The sequence below is a fragment of the Pantoea leporis genome, from assembly GCF_028048155.1.
GTDB classification, from domain to species: Bacteria; Pseudomonadota; Gammaproteobacteria; order Enterobacterales; family Enterobacteriaceae; genus Pantoea; species Pantoea leporis.
The window spans coordinates 130,978-147,520 of record NZ_JALMEU010000010.1; the positions used below are offsets into that span (position 1 = coordinate 130,978).

General features: G+C 57.1%; 17 protein-coding genes. 14 read left to right on the top strand and 3 right to left on the bottom strand.

From position 1 onward, the window contains the following. Positions 1 to 57: 57 nt before the first annotated feature. Entirely contained in the window at positions 58 to 330 is a 273-nt protein-coding gene (locus MWH02_RS20070) for a hypothetical protein (RefSeq protein ID WP_271461307.1), read from the bottom strand. A 309-nt stretch (positions 331 to 639) separates the two neighbouring features. Here MWH02_RS20070 and MWH02_RS20075 point away from each other — a divergent pair, with 309 nt between their 5' ends. The 9 genes from MWH02_RS20075 (at position 640) to MWH02_RS20115 (ending at position 9,338) form a co-directional block, all read left to right on the top strand. Next, positions 640 to 1,245, top strand: a complete 606-nt coding sequence (locus MWH02_RS20075) for a DsrE family protein (RefSeq protein WP_101763514.1) — start codon at positions 640 to 642, stop codon at positions 1,243 to 1,245. Positions 1,246 to 1,268: 23 nt separating this feature from the next. Then, positions 1,269 to 1,877 carry a DsrE family protein gene (locus tag MWH02_RS20080; protein WP_101763515.1) on the top strand — a complete coding sequence of 203 codons (609 nt, stop codon included), beginning with the start codon at positions 1,269 to 1,271 and terminating at the stop codon, positions 1,875 to 1,877. Between the two features lie 126 nt (positions 1,878 to 2,003). After that, positions 2,004 to 3,029, top strand: a complete 1,026-nt coding sequence (locus MWH02_RS20085) for a substrate-binding domain-containing protein (RefSeq protein ID WP_271461308.1) — start codon at positions 2,004 to 2,006, stop codon at positions 3,027 to 3,029. Next, positions 3,026 to 4,039, top strand: coding sequence for an ABC transporter substrate-binding protein (locus MWH02_RS20090; RefSeq protein ID WP_271461309.1), 1,014 nt, complete (start codon positions 3,026 to 3,028; stop codon positions 4,037 to 4,039). Before MWH02_RS20085 ends, MWH02_RS20090 begins: the two co-directional genes overlap by 4 nt. Continuing rightward, positions 4,039 to 4,902 carry an ABC transporter permease gene (locus MWH02_RS20095; RefSeq protein WP_271461310.1) on the top strand — a complete coding sequence of 288 codons (864 nt, stop codon included), beginning with the start codon at positions 4,039 to 4,041 and terminating at the stop codon, positions 4,900 to 4,902. The genes MWH02_RS20090 and MWH02_RS20095 overlap by 1 nt, the downstream gene beginning before the upstream one ends. Further along, on the top strand, positions 4,899 to 5,711 hold the full coding sequence (locus MWH02_RS20100) for an ABC transporter permease (protein WP_271461311.1): 813 nt from the start codon (positions 4,899 to 4,901) through the stop codon (positions 5,709 to 5,711). Before MWH02_RS20095 ends, MWH02_RS20100 begins: the two co-directional genes overlap by 4 nt. Then, complete coding sequence (locus tag MWH02_RS20105) at positions 5,708 to 6,691, top strand: ABC transporter ATP-binding protein (protein WP_110866491.1); 984 nt, start codon at positions 5,708 to 5,710, stop codon at positions 6,689 to 6,691. Before MWH02_RS20100 ends, MWH02_RS20105 begins: the two co-directional genes overlap by 4 nt. 70 nt (positions 6,692 to 6,761) lie before the next feature. Next, a complete protein-coding gene (locus MWH02_RS20110; protein ID WP_254633554.1) occupies positions 6,762 to 7,580 on the top strand; it encodes a phosphodiesterase in 819 nt (272 codons plus the stop codon). Positions 7,581 to 7,745: 165 nt separating this feature from the next. Then, positions 7,746 to 9,338: a sensor domain-containing diguanylate cyclase gene (locus MWH02_RS20115; protein ID WP_101763522.1), complete on the top strand. Its 1,593-nt coding sequence runs from the start codon at positions 7,746 to 7,748 to the stop codon at positions 9,336 to 9,338. A gap of 32 nt (positions 9,339 to 9,370) precedes the next feature. Here the strand turns inward: MWH02_RS20115 and bcp are convergent, their stop codons facing one another. Together bcp and MWH02_RS20125 are read right to left on the bottom strand one after the other, a co-directional pair. Further along, a complete protein-coding gene (gene bcp / locus MWH02_RS20120; protein ID WP_101763523.1) occupies positions 9,371 to 9,838 on the bottom strand; it encodes a thioredoxin-dependent thiol peroxidase in 468 nt (155 codons plus the stop codon). Between the two features lie 140 nt (positions 9,839 to 9,978). Continuing rightward, entirely contained in the window at positions 9,979 to 10,545 is a 567-nt protein-coding gene (locus MWH02_RS20125) for a glycine cleavage system transcriptional repressor (RefSeq protein ID WP_101763524.1), read from the bottom strand. A gap of 143 nt (positions 10,546 to 10,688) precedes the next feature. On the opposite strand from MWH02_RS20125, the gene dapA reads away from it, so the two are divergent. The 5 genes from dapA to MWH02_RS20150 all read left to right on the top strand — a co-directional run bounded on the left by dapA (position 10,689) and on the right by MWH02_RS20150 (position 16,513). Next, positions 10,689 to 11,567 carry a 4-hydroxy-tetrahydrodipicolinate synthase gene (gene dapA, locus MWH02_RS20130; RefSeq protein ID WP_101763525.1) on the top strand — a complete coding sequence of 293 codons (879 nt, stop codon included), beginning with the start codon at positions 10,689 to 10,691 and terminating at the stop codon, positions 11,565 to 11,567. A gap of 14 nt (positions 11,568 to 11,581) precedes the next feature. Beyond that, a complete protein-coding gene (bamC, locus tag MWH02_RS20135) occupies positions 11,582 to 12,610 on the top strand; it encodes an outer membrane protein assembly factor BamC (protein ID WP_271461312.1) in 1,029 nt (342 codons plus the stop codon). Between the two features lie 144 nt (positions 12,611 to 12,754). After that, complete coding sequence (gene purC / locus MWH02_RS20140; RefSeq protein WP_007884822.1) at positions 12,755 to 13,468, top strand: phosphoribosylaminoimidazolesuccinocarboxamide synthase; 714 nt, start codon at positions 12,755 to 12,757, stop codon at positions 13,466 to 13,468. A gap of 214 nt (positions 13,469 to 13,682) precedes the next feature. Next, positions 13,683 to 14,555 carry a KPN_02809 family neutral zinc metallopeptidase gene (gene ypfJ, locus MWH02_RS20145; protein WP_192233053.1) on the top strand — a complete coding sequence of 291 codons (873 nt, stop codon included), beginning with the start codon at positions 13,683 to 13,685 and terminating at the stop codon, positions 14,553 to 14,555. Further along, positions 14,555 to 16,513: a tRNA(Met) cytidine acetyltransferase TmcA gene (locus tag MWH02_RS20150; RefSeq protein WP_439652376.1), complete on the top strand. Its 1,959-nt coding sequence runs from the start codon at positions 14,555 to 14,557 to the stop codon at positions 16,511 to 16,513. Before ypfJ ends, MWH02_RS20150 begins: the two co-directional genes overlap by 1 nt. Positions 16,514 to 16,543: the final 30 nt, after the last annotated feature.

A 16,543-nucleotide genomic window follows, 5' to 3' on the forward strand; every position in this document is an offset into this window, starting at 1 on the left:
CTTGATCCTGTAAAAGTCACCCGAAATTGGACAGGTAAGTGGTTCAAATGTTCTGCACTATTTTTCCCTTTGCGGAACGCGCTCTATCTTAACCAGACTGCGGCGACAAGCAAACGATGAAGATTCATAAGCTTTAAATGGAAAAAAGGTTACAGCATGACGAAATTGCAGCAAAAAATTGAATAGCACGCCGCGATTTAAACAGGCTTCTTCACTCGCAAAAGTTAAAGTTACGTAAAGTTGCTCAAAATTATTGAATTTGGCATGAACTTTTCCAGGTTTACTCTGAAAAGCGGCGGCAAATGAGCGGTGTTGGCCCGCTTTATCCATCAGTGTTTTTAATCGTGAAGACGACGCGCAGAGCATGCTACACAGTTATCATCGGACGGATTTTAAACGCACGTAAACTTATTCCCCCTGTATTAGGATCACAATTTCACGGCCACGCATTTCTCAACTCCTGCCAAAGCGACAATCGAAACCCTTTTTCAATTAACCTTGCTAATTATTTTTCACGCAATGAAAACGTCGGACAGCCCGTCACTACAGGACTTTTGCCTTGCTCACGCTGTGGTATAGATAAGGCACTTTATTCAAACGGACTGTGAATTGACGCGCAGTGTAAGCCGGAGAGTTTTTATGCGTTCTGTAGTTTCATACGCCCTTATCGCAATTGTCGGTGGCTTTGTTGGCGCCACCGTGAGTAAAGGTGATGACCTGTATCAGCGTGTTGTCAGCCATTTCTCCTCTGCACCCGCCGATCCCGACGGCTTCTGGAGCACGCCCGCCGTCGACGGCTACGGCAAAATCCATTACGAACCGGATGCGGCTTTCAAACCGGTGGTCGGTTTAAGCAACAAAGTGGTGTTTCAAATTACCCGCAGTGAAGGGGAGATGACGCGCCCAAATCTTGGACTGGAGCGCGTAGCGCGCGTGGTCAATCTCTATATCGCTTCGGGCGTGCCCGCTGACGACCTGCACTTTGTGGTATCGGTCACCGGTGATGCCACGCCAGCGATGCTGGATAACGCACATTTCCAGCAGTTCTACCAGGCGGACAACCCCAATCTGGCGCTGATCGGCGCACTGAATAAGTTGGGCGTGAAGGTTTCCGTATGCGATCAGTCGGTGGCGTTCCATCACTTCCCGAGAGAGTGGATTGACCCATCGGTGATTCATGCACTCTCCAGCCCGACCACCGTGTCGACGCTGGAAAATCAGGGTTATGCACTCTTACAGATGTAAATTTCAGGCACAGGAGAAGTGAAATGCGTCCAGCATCCTATATCGTTATTGCGGCTCTGGCAGGGTTTGTCGGCGGCAATGTATTACAGCTCCCCGATTTGGTCGACAAGGTCAGCGACAAATTTGCTGACAAGAAAAGTGAACCGGCGGATTTCTGGAGCACGCCGGCGATCGAAGGTTACGGCAAAATCCACTTTGTGAATGTGCCGGACTACAATCCGGCCACCACGCCAGGGTTGAGCAATAAAATCGTCTTCCAGATCAACCGTAATGAAGGCGATGTGCGTCAGCCGAATCTTGGGCTGGAGCGCGTGGCACGCGTCACCAACCTCTATTACGCGGCGGGCGTGCCGCTCGATCAGCTGAAATTTGTGGTGTCGATTAACAGCGATGCGGTTCCTGCGGCGTTGAATAATGAGCAGTTCCGCAAAACCTACGGCACCGATAACCCCAATCTCAAGCTGATTGATGAGCTGAAAAAAGCCGGCGTGAAGGTGACCATTTGCGATCAGTCGGTGGCTTTCCATCAGCTGGAGCGCAACTGGATCGACACGCGCGTCACTCACACGCTGTCGAGCGGCACCACCGTGGCGTCGCTACAGAACGAAGGTTACGCCTTCCTGATGCTCTGATTTCTGCCTGACAGCAGTTCGCGCTGCTGTCATCCCGCTGTCATTTATCCGCGATGTTGCTGTCACAGTTCGCCGCTACTTTAAGCGCCAATGAGATCGATCTCATTGGCACTTTACGAGGCGAACATGTCCGATTTAATCAGCGTGGCCAAACTGGCTGGCGTTTCTCGCGCTACCGCCGCCCGCGCATTCTCTGATCCGCATCTGCTGCGAGCTGACACGCTGGAAAAGGTGTTGAGCGCCTCTGAGCAGCTCGGCTTTCGCCCCAATCACATTGCTCGCCAACTGCGTACCCAAAGTTCAACCACCTTCGGCGTGCTGCTGCCGTCGCTGCTGAATCCGATTTTCGCCCGTCAACTGCAAGCGATGGAGCGTCAGGCGCGTGCCGCCGGTTACGGTCTGCTGGTGGCAACCAGCGATTATCAGCCCGAGCGGGAAGCGGCGATGGTGGAGCACATGCTGAACCAGCGCGTTGCCGGTTTGGTTCTTACCGTCGCCGACGCCGACAACAGCGCCATCCTGCATACGCTGCATCAAGCCAGCATGCCGTTTGTCCTGACGCATAACGTGCCGCAAGCCACGCACTGGCCCGCAATTTGCGTCGATAACCGCCAGGCGATGCAGCAAGCCACCGAACACCTGCTGCAGCTCGGCCATCGTCACATCGGTATGGTGGCCGGTCCCATGCTGCAATCGGATCGCGCCCGTCTGCGCTATCAGGGCTATTGCGATGCCATGCAGCAGGCCGGATTGCGCGCGCTGCCGGTACTCGAAATGCCCAGCCATACCCAATCTGATTTCGCGCTGCTGCAGCCGCAGCTGAGTGGCGACACGCCGCTCAGCGCGGTGATCTGCACCAACGATCTGCTCGCCATCAGCCTGATTGGTGCGGCGGTGCGCGCCGGAGTGCGCATTCCGCAGCAGCTGTCGGTGATGGGTTTTGATGGCATCGATATCGGCGAGCACATCGCGCCGTCGCTGGCGAGCGTAAGCCAGCCAGCTGACATGCTCGGCGCCGGGGCGATCGACATGCTGTTACAACAAGCCAGCCGCGGCACGCGCGTGCTGCCACATCGATTAAGGCTCGGCGCCAGTATCGCCGCGCCAGCAACCTCTTTTTCTTCCATTGCCAATATCAGGGAACCATCATGAAAAAAGTCACAATGATTGCCGGGGCGCTCGCACTGACCGCCGGTTCGCTGTTCAGTTCGCTGGCGCAGGCCGCCGATACGGCGATTTGCTACAACTGTCCTCCCGAATGGGCGGACTGGGGAACCCAGCTTAACGCCATTGCTAAAGACACTGGCATTCAGGTGCCGCAGGACAACAAAAACTCCGGCCAGGCGCTGGCGCAGCTAGTGGCGGAGCAGGGTAATCCGGTGGCAGATGTGGTGTATTACGGCGTCAGTTTTGGTATCCAGGCGGATAGCGCCGGTGTCATCAGCGCCTATAAGCCCGCGCATTGGGACGAGATCCCAGCCGGAATGAAAGATCCTAACGGCAAGTGGGTGGCGCTGCACTCCGGCACCATGGGCTTTATGGTTAACCTTGATGCGCTGGGCGGCGCGCCGGTGCCGCAATCCTGGGACGATCTGCTGAAGCCTGAATACAAAGGCATGATTGGCTACCTCGATCCGGCTAGCGCCTTTGTCGGTTACGTGGCGGCCGTGGCGGTCAACCAGGCTAAGGGCGGCAACATGCAGGACTTCACACCCGCGCTGACATGGTTCAAAAAACTCCAGGCTAACCAGCCGATCGTACCGAAGCAGACCGCCTACGCGCGCCTGATCTCCGGTGAGATTCCGATCCTGCTCGACTACGACTTCAACGCCTACCGCGCCAAATATAAAGATCACGCCAATGTCGCCTTTGTGATCCCGAAAGAGGGCACGGTTACGGTGCCGTATGTCATCAGCCTGGTGAAGAACGCGCCGCACGCAGACAACGGCAAGAAAGTGATCGACTACGTGTTGTCGGATAAAGGTCAGGCGATTTGGGCGAATGCCTTCCTGCGTCCGGTACGCACCTCGGCGGTGTCCGCTGACGCTAAGAAATTCTTCCTGCCAGACAGCGATTATGCGCGTGCGCAAACCGTGAACTATCAGCAGATGGCCGATGCGCAGAAGGCCTTCTCGGCGACATACCTGAGCGAGATGCGTTAATGTCGATGGCTGACACGCTGGCGGCCTCGCGCCGCCAGATACCTACGCAACCGAGCAGCCGCTGGTTGTGGCTGACGCTGCCCGCGCTGCTGTTCTTTTGCGCTTTCTGGCTGCTGCCGTTTGCCCGCCTGCTGCAAATCGGCATGCAGGACGATCGCAGCACCCAGCACAGCGGTTACTGGACGGTGATCACGCAGCCGCACTATCTGCTGAGCCTGCTGAACACCGTGCTGCTGTCGCTGGCGGTGACGCTGGTGACGTTACTCATCGCCGCTATCGTCGGCTGCTTTCTGGCACGCCAGCGCTTTACCGGGCGCGGCACCTTGCTGGCGTTGCTGACCTTTCCGCTGGCGTTTCCCGGCGTGGTGGTGGGTTTTCTGGTGGTGATGCTGGCTGGACGTCAGGGATTGCTGGCGCAAATCAGTATGAGTTTGCTGCATGAGCGCTGGACGCTGGCCTATTCGCTGGCGGGTCTGTTTATCGGTTACCTCTATTTCTCGCTGCCGCGCGCCATCGTCACGCTGGTAGCAGCCAGTGAAAAACTCGATCGCTCGCTGGAAGAAGCAGCACGTTCGCTCGGCGCCAGCCAGTGGCGCATCACCTGGGATGTGATTGTGCCCGGCCTGCAACCGGCGCTGCTCTCTAGCGGCGCGCTGTGCTTCGCCACCAGCATGGGCGCTTTTGGCACCGCCTTTACGCTCGGCACCGATTTGGCGGTGCTACCGCTGACCATTTACGGCGAGTTCACCAACTACGCCAACTTCGCCACCGCCGCCGCGCTGTCAGTGTTGATGGGTGGATTCGCCTGGCTGGCACTGATGCTGGCGCGCCGTCTGGCGCAGGCTAAGGAGGCGCAATCATGAAACGTCGTGGACTGTTTAGCCTGCAACTGCTGATCACCGCCATCACCGCGCTGTTTATGATCGTGCCGGTGGTGCTGTCAATGCTGGCGGGCGTCACCAATAACTATTTCATCGGCCTGCGCAGCGGCTTCACGCTGAAGTGGGTGGAGCAAGTGTGGCAGATGTACGCCGATACTTTCTGGCTGTCGCTGCTGATCGCGCTGTTCTGCCTGCTGGTTACCTTGGTGATTGGCGTTCCCGCTGCGTGGGGATTGCTGAAAGCGCCGGGCCGCTGGGCGGAGCGTATTGAAGAGTGCTTGATGCTGCCGGTGGCGCTGCCCGGTCTGGCAACCGCGCTTGGCATCATTCTGCTCTACGGCCAGTTTTCCGGCCTGCGTGATAGCTGGCTGTTCATCCTGATTGGTCACGTGCTGTTTACCTTGCCGTTTATGATGCGGCCGGTGCTGGCGGTGATGCAGGCGGTGGATATGCCGCGCCTGGAAGAAGCATCGGCCAGCCTCGGCGCCAGCTTGTGGCAGCGCTTCTTTACCGTGGTGGTGCCGAACTGCCGCAACGGCATTCTTGCTGGCGCGTTTATGGTGATCACGCTGTCGGTGGGGGAATTCAACATTACATGGATGCTGCACACGCCGCTGACCAAAACCTTGCCGGTTGGCCTTGCCGACAGCTATGCCTCAATGCGGCTGGAAGTGGGTTCCGCCTACACGCTGATTTTCATTCTGATGATTCTGCCGCTGCTGTTGATGCTCAATGCCGTGAATCACTGGCTTAACCGCGCGGTTTCGCGCCAACACAAGGAGGCAGCATGAACCCTGCGGCCGTTACCGTGACGCTGCGCGGCTGCGCACGTCATTTTAATCATCATCAGGCACTGCAACCGCTCGATCTCACAGTGCATGCCGGCGAAACGCTGGTGCTGCTGGGGCCGTCCGGCTGCGGCAAAACCACCACGCTGCGCATTATCAGCGGGCTGGAGAGCTGCGATGTCGGCGGCGAAGTGTGGTTTGACGATCGCAACGTTACCGCCTTACCGATTGAAAAACGCAACGTCGGCATGGTGTTCCAGAACTACGCGCTGTTTCCGAATCTCAATGTGGCGGGAAACGTAGCGTACGGCCTGAAAGTGCAGGGCGTGGCGCGTGCCGAACGGGAAGCGCGCGTACAGGAGATGCTGGCGCTGGTGGATCTCACCGCGCTGGCGCAGCGTAGCATCGACAAACTCTCCGGCGGCCAGAAGCAGCGTGTGGCGCTGGCGCGCGCGTTAGCCGCGCGGCCCAAAGTGCTGCTGTTTGATGAGCCGCTGGCGGCGCTGGATGCGCGCCTGCGCGATCGTCTGCGTCTGGAGATCGGCGCGCTACTGAAGAAGCTGGCGATCACCGCCGTTTACGTGACGCACGATCAGCAGGAAGCGATGGCGCTCGGCGACCGTATTGCGGTGATGGAGCAGGGACGTTTGGTGCAGATCGATACGCCGCAGAAAATTTATCAGCATCCGGCGTCAAAATTTGTCGCCGATTTTGTGGGTGCGATTAACTGCGTAGATGTGGATACGCGCGGCCATCCGCAGCGCTTTTGCCGCCCGGAAGATGTGCTGCTGGCCAGCGATGAGCGTTATCCGCGCCAGGGTTTTATTGTTGCCAGCACCTTTCTGGGCGCGTCGCAGCGGTTGATGATCGACATCGGGCTGGCGACGCCCATTCAGGTGGATCGCCACGCGCGTGAAGCCTGGCATGCCGGACAAGCGGTGAGCTGGACGTTGGCGCAGGACGCCGCGCTGCAGTTTTCTTAATTGGCCCGATTGCCATAAATGGCGACCGCCGCGCTTAAACATCCAAAGGAAAAAATTCGTGTCTGAAGCAATGACGCTCATCGCGCAAATCAGCGATTTACACATCAAGGCCAACGGCCGTTTATCCTACAAAAAAGTCGACACTCAAGCCGCGCTACTGCGGGTGATTGAGACGCTAAACCGCCTTGCGCCGCGCCCCGACATGGTGGTGATGACCGGCGATCTGGTCGATTTCGGCACCGCGGCAGAGTATCAAACGTTAAAGCAGGCGCTGCGTCAGCTGCAGCTGCCGTTTCTGCTGATGGCGGGCAACCACGACGATCGCCAGGCGCTGCGTGCGGCGTTTCCGGATCATCACTATCTGCAGCACGGAGCAACCCTGAACTGGCAGATGCAGGTGAAAGGCGTGCAGCTGCTGGCGCTCGATTCCAGCGTGCCGCAGCAGCCGTGGGGCTATGTGGATGAAGCGCAGCTGCACTGGCTTGATGAGCAGTTGCAGCGCCAGCCGCAGTTGCCGACGCTGGTGATGCTGCATCATCCGCCGTTTCTTTGCGGCATCGAACATATGGATAACCAGCCGCTGCGCAATCCGGCGGCGCTGGCGGCGATTATCCAGCGCCATCCACAGGTGGAACGCGTGCTGAGCGGTCATCTGCACCGCTCGGTGCAGGCGCGTTTTGCCGGTACGCTGGCGTGCGTGGCGCCGGGTGTATCGCATCAGGTGGCGTTTGATCTCGCGGAAAATGCACCGGCGAATTTTGTGCTGGAGCCGCCCGGTTTTCTGCTGCATCGCTGGCATGCGCAGCAGGGCATGAGCACGCATTTGTGTGCTATCGGCGATTATCCCGGTCCGTGGCCGTTTTACGATGCCAACGGTTTGATCGATTAGCGCCAGCGTAGAGAAAGAATTGTGTGTGGCTGACAGGATGCTTCGTGCTCAATTTGCGTTGTGGGTGTACAATCGCCCGTTAGCTCACCAGGGCAAGTGCATCCAACTATAACAAGACTGTCAGGCACACATATCGATGAATCTATTCACTAAGGTCGGTGCGCTATGCTAACGCGCCTGCGGCCAAAAACTGACCTGCGCACGCTGATCGCGCTGTTGGCGATCACCAGCATCGTCATCACACTTGCCAACACGCTGTACGCCACCTGGCGCGTACAACGTATGGTCCTGATCGAAAGCACCCTCGAAGCCAATCGCGCTTACGCCACTAAACTGGCGGCGACGACGGAGGTCTTCTTTCAGCTGGCTCAGTCGCAGCTGCACTACAGCGCGACGCAGCTGGGCAATGATTTTGATGATGCCGATTTGGCGCAGCAGGAAGTCAATCGCCTGCGTGAGCAAACTAATAGCTTTAACTCGGTGGCGGTGGTGGACAGCAACGGCATCGTGAAAGCCATTTCACCCGAATCGCTGATGCTGAAAGGCATGCAGCTCACCAGCCAGGCTTCGCGTGAAGCGCTGGCGCAGCGTCAGCCGATGGTCAGCAAACCCAGCATCTCCGCCGCCAATAATCTGATTGTGTTTGTCTCCTGGCCGATCTGGAGCAAAGACGGACGTTACCTTGGCTACGTCGGCGGCACCATCTATCTGAAGAAGAAAAGCATCCTCAACGCGCTGCTCGGCGAGCAGTTCTATCGCGATGGCACGCATGTTTACGTGCTGGATCGCAATAATCAGGTGCTGTACCACCAGAATACCCAGCTGATTGGTAAAAGCGTGCCGGGCATCGTTAGCGATCGCCAACGCGAGGAGAAAACCAACGGTGAAGTGCAACTGACGGAAGAGAACGTGCCTAAGCTGGCCGGTTACGCCATCGTGCCCACCACCGGCTGGATGGTGGTGGCGTTGAAACCCACCGATGTGACGCTGGCGCCGCTCACCGGCTTGCTGCTGAAAGTGTTGAAAAACTCGGTGCCATTTGCGCTGCTGACCTTGCTGGTGGCGGTGATTCTGGCGCGTCTGATTGCGCTGCCGCTGTGGCAACTGGCGCGCAAAGCCAGCCAGATGGATTCCCAGGGCGTGTCGAACGAGATTGGCGGCATTCGCGCCTGGTATTTCGAAGCGGCGCAGGTCAAACGCGCGCTGCTCACCGGTATTGGTTTAGTGCAGGATAAGATTGGTCGCCTGAAATCGGAAGTGCAGAGCGATCCCATGACCAATCTGCTTAACCGGCGTGGCCTGAGCGCGGTGCTCGACTACTTCGCCACCATGCGCCAACCGTTCTCGGTGCTGGCGCTGGATATCGATCACTTCAAACGGGTCAACGATACCTTCGGTCATGACGTTGGCGATGAGGTGATTAAACATGTGGCGCGAACCTTACGCAGCAGCGCCCGTCAAACCGATGTGGTGTGCCGTAACGGCGGGGAAGAGTTCCTGATGTTGCTGCCTGCGACGTCGGTGGAAGACGCACGCATTCTGGCCGAGCGCGTGCGCATCAGCATTGCAGAAAACTGGATTGATCAGGTTGGCAATGTCACGCTGTCGGTGGGCATTGCCGACTGGCAGCCGGAAAGTGGTTCGCAGGAGCAGAGCCTCAAGCAGGCCGATGCCGCGCTTTATCAGGCGAAAAATGCCGGACGCAACTGCGTGATGATTTCCGGTCAGGATGCGTTGGTCAGCAGCATTACGCATTAACGCTCCGGGTGCGGCCTGCGCACCCGTTTACCTCAGGCTGACTTCAGATAATCCAGCACGATGTCGTGGTGATTGGAGGTTTTGAAATCGTCGAACACTTTCTCAACTTTGCCGTTGGCATCAATCAGGAAGCTGATGCGGTGAATGCCGTCATAGGTTTTGCCCATAAAGGTTTTCTCGCCCCAGACGCCAAACTGCTCGCACACCTGATGATCTTCATCCGATAACAGCGTGAAGTTCAGCAGCTCTTTATCGGCAAAGCGTGACAGCTTCTCCGCTTTGTCGGTGCTGATACCCAGCACAACAACGCCTTCAGTTTTCAACTCATCCATGTTATCGCGCAGACCGCAAGCCTGCACGGTGCAACCCGGCGTCATGGCTTTCGGATAGAAATAGACCAGAACGCGCTGTCCCTGGAAGTCGGCCAAATTTACTTGTTCGCCGTCCTGATCGGGCAAACTAAATTTCGGTGCGGTATCACCGGCTTTCAGTGGATTCATCACAACTCTCCATTTTTTTACATGCTGTGGGTAATACACCATCAAGAGCAAAAGTGCCAGGTGGTGTTTACCGTCAGGGTTATTTCACCACACGGTTTGCCGCAGCGGCAGAGTGTGTGGCGAAATAACCCGGAGCCTGATTAAACGGTGCTATTAGCATCGTCGGTGACACTATAAAGACGAATTGAGCCTTGTGCATGCAGTTCTTCGCACAGCTGATTGAAAGCCTGCTCGATGGGCGCACTGAATTGATTGGCCGGGCTGTGCGCCGTTATTTGAATATAGAGCGTCGGTGCCACGCCATCCTGCGCCGGTTTAATTCTGGACACCAGTTCGGCAATGTTCATCTGATGTTTATCGAACAGATCGGTGAAGCGCTCAATGATATGCGGTGAATCCGGCACTTCAATCTGCACCCACACGGTGGCGGGCATCGGTGGCGTGGCGCGCGCATTGGTGCGCTTCATTACAATCAGCAACTCCAGCTCGGCACCTTTCATCGGCAGCGTCGATTCAATCAGGGTGATCGCGTTCCAGCTACCGGACAGCAGCATAATAAAAGTGAACTCATCGCCCAGCATCGCTAAACGGCTGTCCTCGATATTGCAGCCGCAGCTGCTAACGTGACGGGTAATGGTATTGACGATACCCGGACGATCAACGCCCAGTGCGGTGATCACCAGATGGTGAGGCTGTGACTGCGACAAAATGGCATTTCCTGTACGTTCGCTAATAACTATAAGGTAAACATAAAAAAAACTGCTGACAAGCGCGGGAATGGCGTGGCTCGCTTGCTTTTCTTTCAATGTAAAACGTAACATGAGGCACTTGTTTGTCGAGGGGATAGCCCATGTTCACCGGAAGTATTGTTGCGCTCATTACGCCAATGAATGAAAAAGGTAATGTCTGCCGCGAAAGTTTGAAAAAACTGATTGATTATCATGTTGCCAGCGGCACCGCGGCGATTGTTTCTGTTGGCACCACCGGCGAATCTGCCACGCTCAGTCATGACGAGCACGGTGATGTGGTTATGCAAACCCTGGAACTGGCGGATGGCCGTATTCCGGTTATCGCCGGCACCGGCGCAAATGCCACGGCTGAAGGCATCTCTCTGACCAAACGCTTTACCGGCAGCGGTGTGGTGGGCTGTTTAACGGTCACGCCTTATTACAACCGTCCGACGCAGGAAGGTCTGTTCCAGCACTTTAAAGCTATTGCGGAAAGTACCGATCTGCCGCAGATGCTGTATAACGTTCCTTCGCGTACCGGTTGCGACATGCTGCCGGAAACCGTCGCGCGTCTGGCCGAAATTAAAAATATTATCGGAATCAAAGAGGCCACCGGGAACTTATCGCGTGTCTCACAGATCCAAGAGCTGGTTAATGATGAGTTCATCATCGTCAGCGGCGATGACGCTACGGCGCTGGACTCCATGCAACTGGGCGGCAAAGGCGTAATTTCGGTCACGGCTAACATTGCAGCGCGTGAAATGGTTGAACTCTGTGCCTTAGCGCAACAGGGCAAATTCGCCGAAGCGCGTCGCCTGAATCAGCGTCTGATGCACCTGCACCAGACGCTTTTCTGTGAACCCAATCCAATCCCGGTGAAATGGGCAGCAAAACAGCTAGGATTAATCGCGGATGACACGCTGCGCTTGCCAATGACGCCACTGACCGAAGCTGGTCAGACGAAAACGGCGCAAGCGTTGATTAAAGCGGGTCTGCGATAATTTAGGGAGAATCAATGAGTTATTCAGTTAAGCGCTCGACGCTGGCAACGGTAGTGGGCCTTTCCACCCTGATGCTGCTCACAGCGTGTTCCAACGATCAGCGTTATAAGCGCCAGGTCAGCGGGGATGAATCTTACCTGCAGGCGCCTGAGCTGCATGATTTAAAAGCCCCCGCGGGCATGATTCTGCCGTTGCAGAATGGGGATTACGATGTTCCGCACAGCGTGGCGAAAGGCGCGATTGGTAAAGAGCTGGATATTCGTCCGCCAGCCCAGCCGCTGGCGCTGCTGAACGGCACGCGTGCGCAGTTCACCGGTAACACGGGCGTGCTGGCCGTGGAAAGCAGCCGCGGTTCTATCTGGTCGCAGGTTGTGGGTGTGATTCAGTCTTACAAGTTCCCGATTGCCCAGCGTGATGACGCTTCGCAACAGCTGACCACCGATTGGGTGCAGTGGAACCGTGCTGACGAAGATAACCAGTATCGCGGTCGCTATCAGATCAGCGTGCAGAATCAGAGCTATCAGCAAGTGCTGACCGTACGTTTGCTGGAACTGCAGCAGTCTGGTCAAGCCGTTACTTCTCCGGCACAGATTCAACGCTATACCGGCCAGATGTTGAACGACATCAGCACCGGTCTGGATAAAGTCGATTCTGCCAGCCAGGATGCGGCGGCCAACCGTGCCACCGGACAGATTGATGTGCAGAGCGGCGCGGATGACACCGGTTTACCGCTGTTGATTCTGCGCGCACCGTTTAACGTCACCTGGCAGCGTTTGCCAGCGGCGCTGAAACGCGTGGGCATGGAAATCACGGATGACAACCGTTCGCAGGGCAGCCTGAAAGTGACCTACAAACAGCCGGGCAGCGGCGTGTGGGATCAGATTGGCGCCAAAGATCCAGAACTGCCCAACGGCGATTACAAGTTGCAGGTTGGCGATCTGGATAACCGCAGCAGTCTGCAGTTCATCGATCCGAAAGGTCACGTGCTAACCCAGGCGCAGAACGACGCGCTGGTGCAGGTGATTCAAGGTGCGCTGAAATAAATTGCCAAAGGGCCGGAGATTCTCCGGCCTTTTTGTTTTGGATTTGGCATAATAGCGCCCGGCGAAGTAAACGATTGCGTCACGCAATCGGCGCGCGGTGAAACACCGCTGAACACGGGTTCTTTCATGTTTGGAGTTAACAAGATGCAAAAGCGAGCTGAGTTGTATCGCGGTAAAGCGAAAACCGTATACAGCACCGATAATCCGGATCTGCTGGTACTTGAATTCCGCAACGATACGTCAGCAGGAGACGGTGCACGAATCGAGCAGTTTGATCGCAAAGGAATGGTAAACAACAAGTTTAACCATTTCATCATGACCAAATTGCAGGAAGCGGGCATTCCGACCCAGATGGAAGCGCTGCTGTCAGATAACGAAGCGCTGGTGAAAAAGCTGGAGATGGTGCCGGTGGAGTGCGTGGTGCGCAACCGAGCGGCAGGATCGCTGGTAAAACGTCTGGGTGTGGAAGAGGGCATTGTGCTCAATCCACCGCTGTTTGATCTCTTCCTGAAAGATGACGCCAAACACGACCCGATGGTCAACGAATCCTATTGCGAAACCTTCGGCTGGGTGAGCAAAGCGAATCTGGCACGCATGCAAGAGCTGACCTTCAAAGCCAATGATGTGCTGAGTAAACTGTTTGATGACGCAGGTTTGATCCTGGTCGACTTCAAGCTGGAGTTTGGTCTGTTCAACGGCGAAGTGGTGCTGGGTGATGAGTTCTCGCCAGATGGCGCGCGTCTGTGGGACAAAAACACCATGGATAAAATGGACAAAGACCGTTTCCGTCAGAGCCTTGGCGGCTTGGTTGAAGCGTACGAAGAAGTTGCACAGCGTTTGGGTGTGAAGCTGGATTAAGTCCTGTTTGCACCGGCCCGTAGCGGCGCGATTTATCGCGCTCTTTTACGGTCGGTGCACCTTCCAGACATTGCGCGATAAATCGCGCCCCTACAAATTCCTTCCTCCTTTATCACACCGTTTCTCTCATTCTTACCGTGCTGTCACTACAACACTGGTGCTTACCGCTACCGCCAACTAAAATCATGCCAAACATGTTTAAAGGAGTTAGACCATGCGCTGGCAAGGGCGTCGTGAAAGCGACAATGTAGAAGATCGACGCAATGATTCACCTGGCCTTGGCGGCGGCGGGGGACGGCAAATCCGCATTCCACGCGGCAAAGGCGGCCTTATCTTGCTGGTGGTGGTCGCTGTTGCCGGCTATTACGGCTACGACCTCACCGCGTTATTGGAAGGCGGCGGCGGCAGTGTCGCGCCAACGTCGCAGCAGCGTCAGGTAAACACCGCGCAGAGCAACGAAGATGCCAAATTCACCTCGGTGATTCTGGCAACCACCGAAGATACCTGGAGCAAGCTGTTCCAGCAGATGAACAAACAGTATGTGCCGCCGAAGCTGGTGATGTATCGCGGGGCAACGCGCACCAACTGCGGCACTGGCCAATCGGCGATGGGGCCGTTTTACTGTCCTGCCGATCAAACCGTGTATATCGATTTGTCATTCTACGATGACATGAAAACCAAACTCGGTGCCGGTGGCGACTTTGCGCAAGGCTACGTGATTGCGCATGAAGTGGGGCATCACGTTCAAAAGCTGCTGGGCATTGAGCCAAAAGTGCGTCAGATGCAGCAGGGCGCGAGCCAGGCGCAGGCGAATCAGCTGTCGGTGAAAATGGAGCTGCAGGCGGATTGCTTCGCCGGCGTTTGGGGCCATTACATGGAGCAGCAAAACGTTCTGGAAGTGGGCGATCTGCAGGAAGCACTCAACGCAGCTGAAGCGATTGGCGACGATCGTCTGCAGCAGAAAGGTCAGGGCCGCGTAGTGCCGGATAGCTTCACCCATGGCACCTCTCAGCAGCGTTACACCTGGCTGAAACGCGGTTTCGATAGCGGCGATCCTGGCCAGTGCAACACCTTCGCTAGCAAGTGATCTCCCTGGTTGAACAAGCGGCGGCGATGCAGCGTGCAGGCATTCGCCGCCTTTGCGTGATAGCGGGTGATGCGGAGTGGGCGCAGCAGCAGGCCACAGGTTGGCACACCGCGCTGCCCGGCGACTGGCTGACGGTGAGCGACAGCGCCGATTTCCCGCACGCCGTTGCGCCCGCGGCTTTACGCACCTTGCTGGGGCGTGAATTCCAGCATACGATATTTGATGCCCGCCGCGGTTTTCACGCCGAAGCTTTTGCAGCACTGGCCGGAACCTTACGCGCGGGCAGCTGGTTATTGCTGTTAACGCCTGATTGGGAAAGCTGGCCCAGGCAAACCGATGCCGACAGCTTGCGCTGGGCGGATGTCGCTGAACCGATCGCCACGCCGCACTTTATCCACCATCTGCAATCCCTGATGCGGCAAGACGCGCAGGTGATGTTGCAACGTCAGCATCAAGCGGTGCGTTATCCTGTGGAAACGCATCTGCCCAACTGGCGCTGTCAGGCGCCGCAGCAGCAGATGCAAATCCTTGAACAGCTTGAAGCGATGCCGCCGGGCGTGGCAGTGATCACCGCCGCGCGCGGTCGCGGCAAATCGGCGTTGGCCGGCATGCTAGCGCAGCGCAATCAACACTGTTTAGTCACGGCGCCGGCCAAAGTCTCCACGGCGGTGCTGGCAGCGTTTGCAGGTGAGCATTTCAGTTTCATGGCGCCCGATGCCGTTCTCGCGCAGGAAGCGACGCCTCAGGCGCAGTGGCTGATTGTCGATGAAGCGGCCGCCATTCCCGCGCCCATCCTGCAACAGCTGGTGCAACGTTTCCCGCGCGTGCTGCTTATCACCACCGTGCAAGGTTACGAAGGCACCGGACGCGGCTTTATGCTGCGCTTCTGCGCCACCTTGCCGGATGTGCGCCTCTTCCAGCTCGACGAGCCGTTGCGCTGGTCGCCGAACGATCCGCTGGAGCAATGGCTCAGCCAGGCGTTGCTGTTTGAAGATGCGCAGGAGAGCCGCGCAAGCGGTGAGATCGCCATTTATCCGGCAACGCCGGAACACAACATAACGGCGCTGGAAGCGGGCTATCGCCTGCTTGCCAGTGCGCACTATCGCACTTCGCCACTGGATTTACGGCGCATGCTGGATGCGCCCGGCATGCGTTTTTGGTTGGCGGGTGCAGCCGAACAGGTAACCGGCGCGTTGTGGCTGGTGGAAGAGGGCGGATTGGATCAGTCATTGGCTGACGCGGTGTGGGCCGGTCATCGTCGGCCGCGTGGCAATCTGGTGGCGCAATCGCTGGCGGCCCATGCCGGTTTCGCGCAGGCGGCAACGCTGCGCTCACTGCGCATTAGCCGGATTGCGGTGCAGGCGTTACAGCGTCAGCGTGGGATCGGCAAAGCGCTGGTGGCCACCGCACGTCAGCAGGCGCAGAATTGTGATTATCTCTCGGTGAGTTTCGGCTACACCGAATCCTTGTGGCGCTTCTGGCGCGTCTGCGGTTTTACGCTGGTGCGGATTGGCTCGCAGCGCGAAGCCAGCAGCGGCTGCTATGCCGCGATGGCGCTGCTGGCAATCTCTGCGGCAGGTGAAGTGCTACAACAGCAGGCAGCGCAGCGCCTGGCGCGTGATTGGCTGTGGCTGCAAGCGATTATAGATTTACCGTTAACGCTGGTAAGCGATGCCAGCCAGCAGCTAAACGAGGATGACTGGGCGCTGCTGGCCGGCTTTGCCTGGGCGCAGCGCCCGTTCGAAGCCAGCTACGCGGCGCTACAGCGGCTGGTGCGCCAGTCTCCTTCACCGTTGTTGAATGCCATCCTGCTGCAAAAACAGACGCTAACCGATGCCGCGCAACATGCCGGTCTCAGCGGGCGTAAAGCCTTGATAAACCAGCTGCGATCGGAAGCTGGCGCAGCACTGATTCGCCTCAATCCCGACGCGGCGCAGCGGCTGCGTTCATTGCAATAAATCCATTATCTCGTTCAAATTTTCCCGATA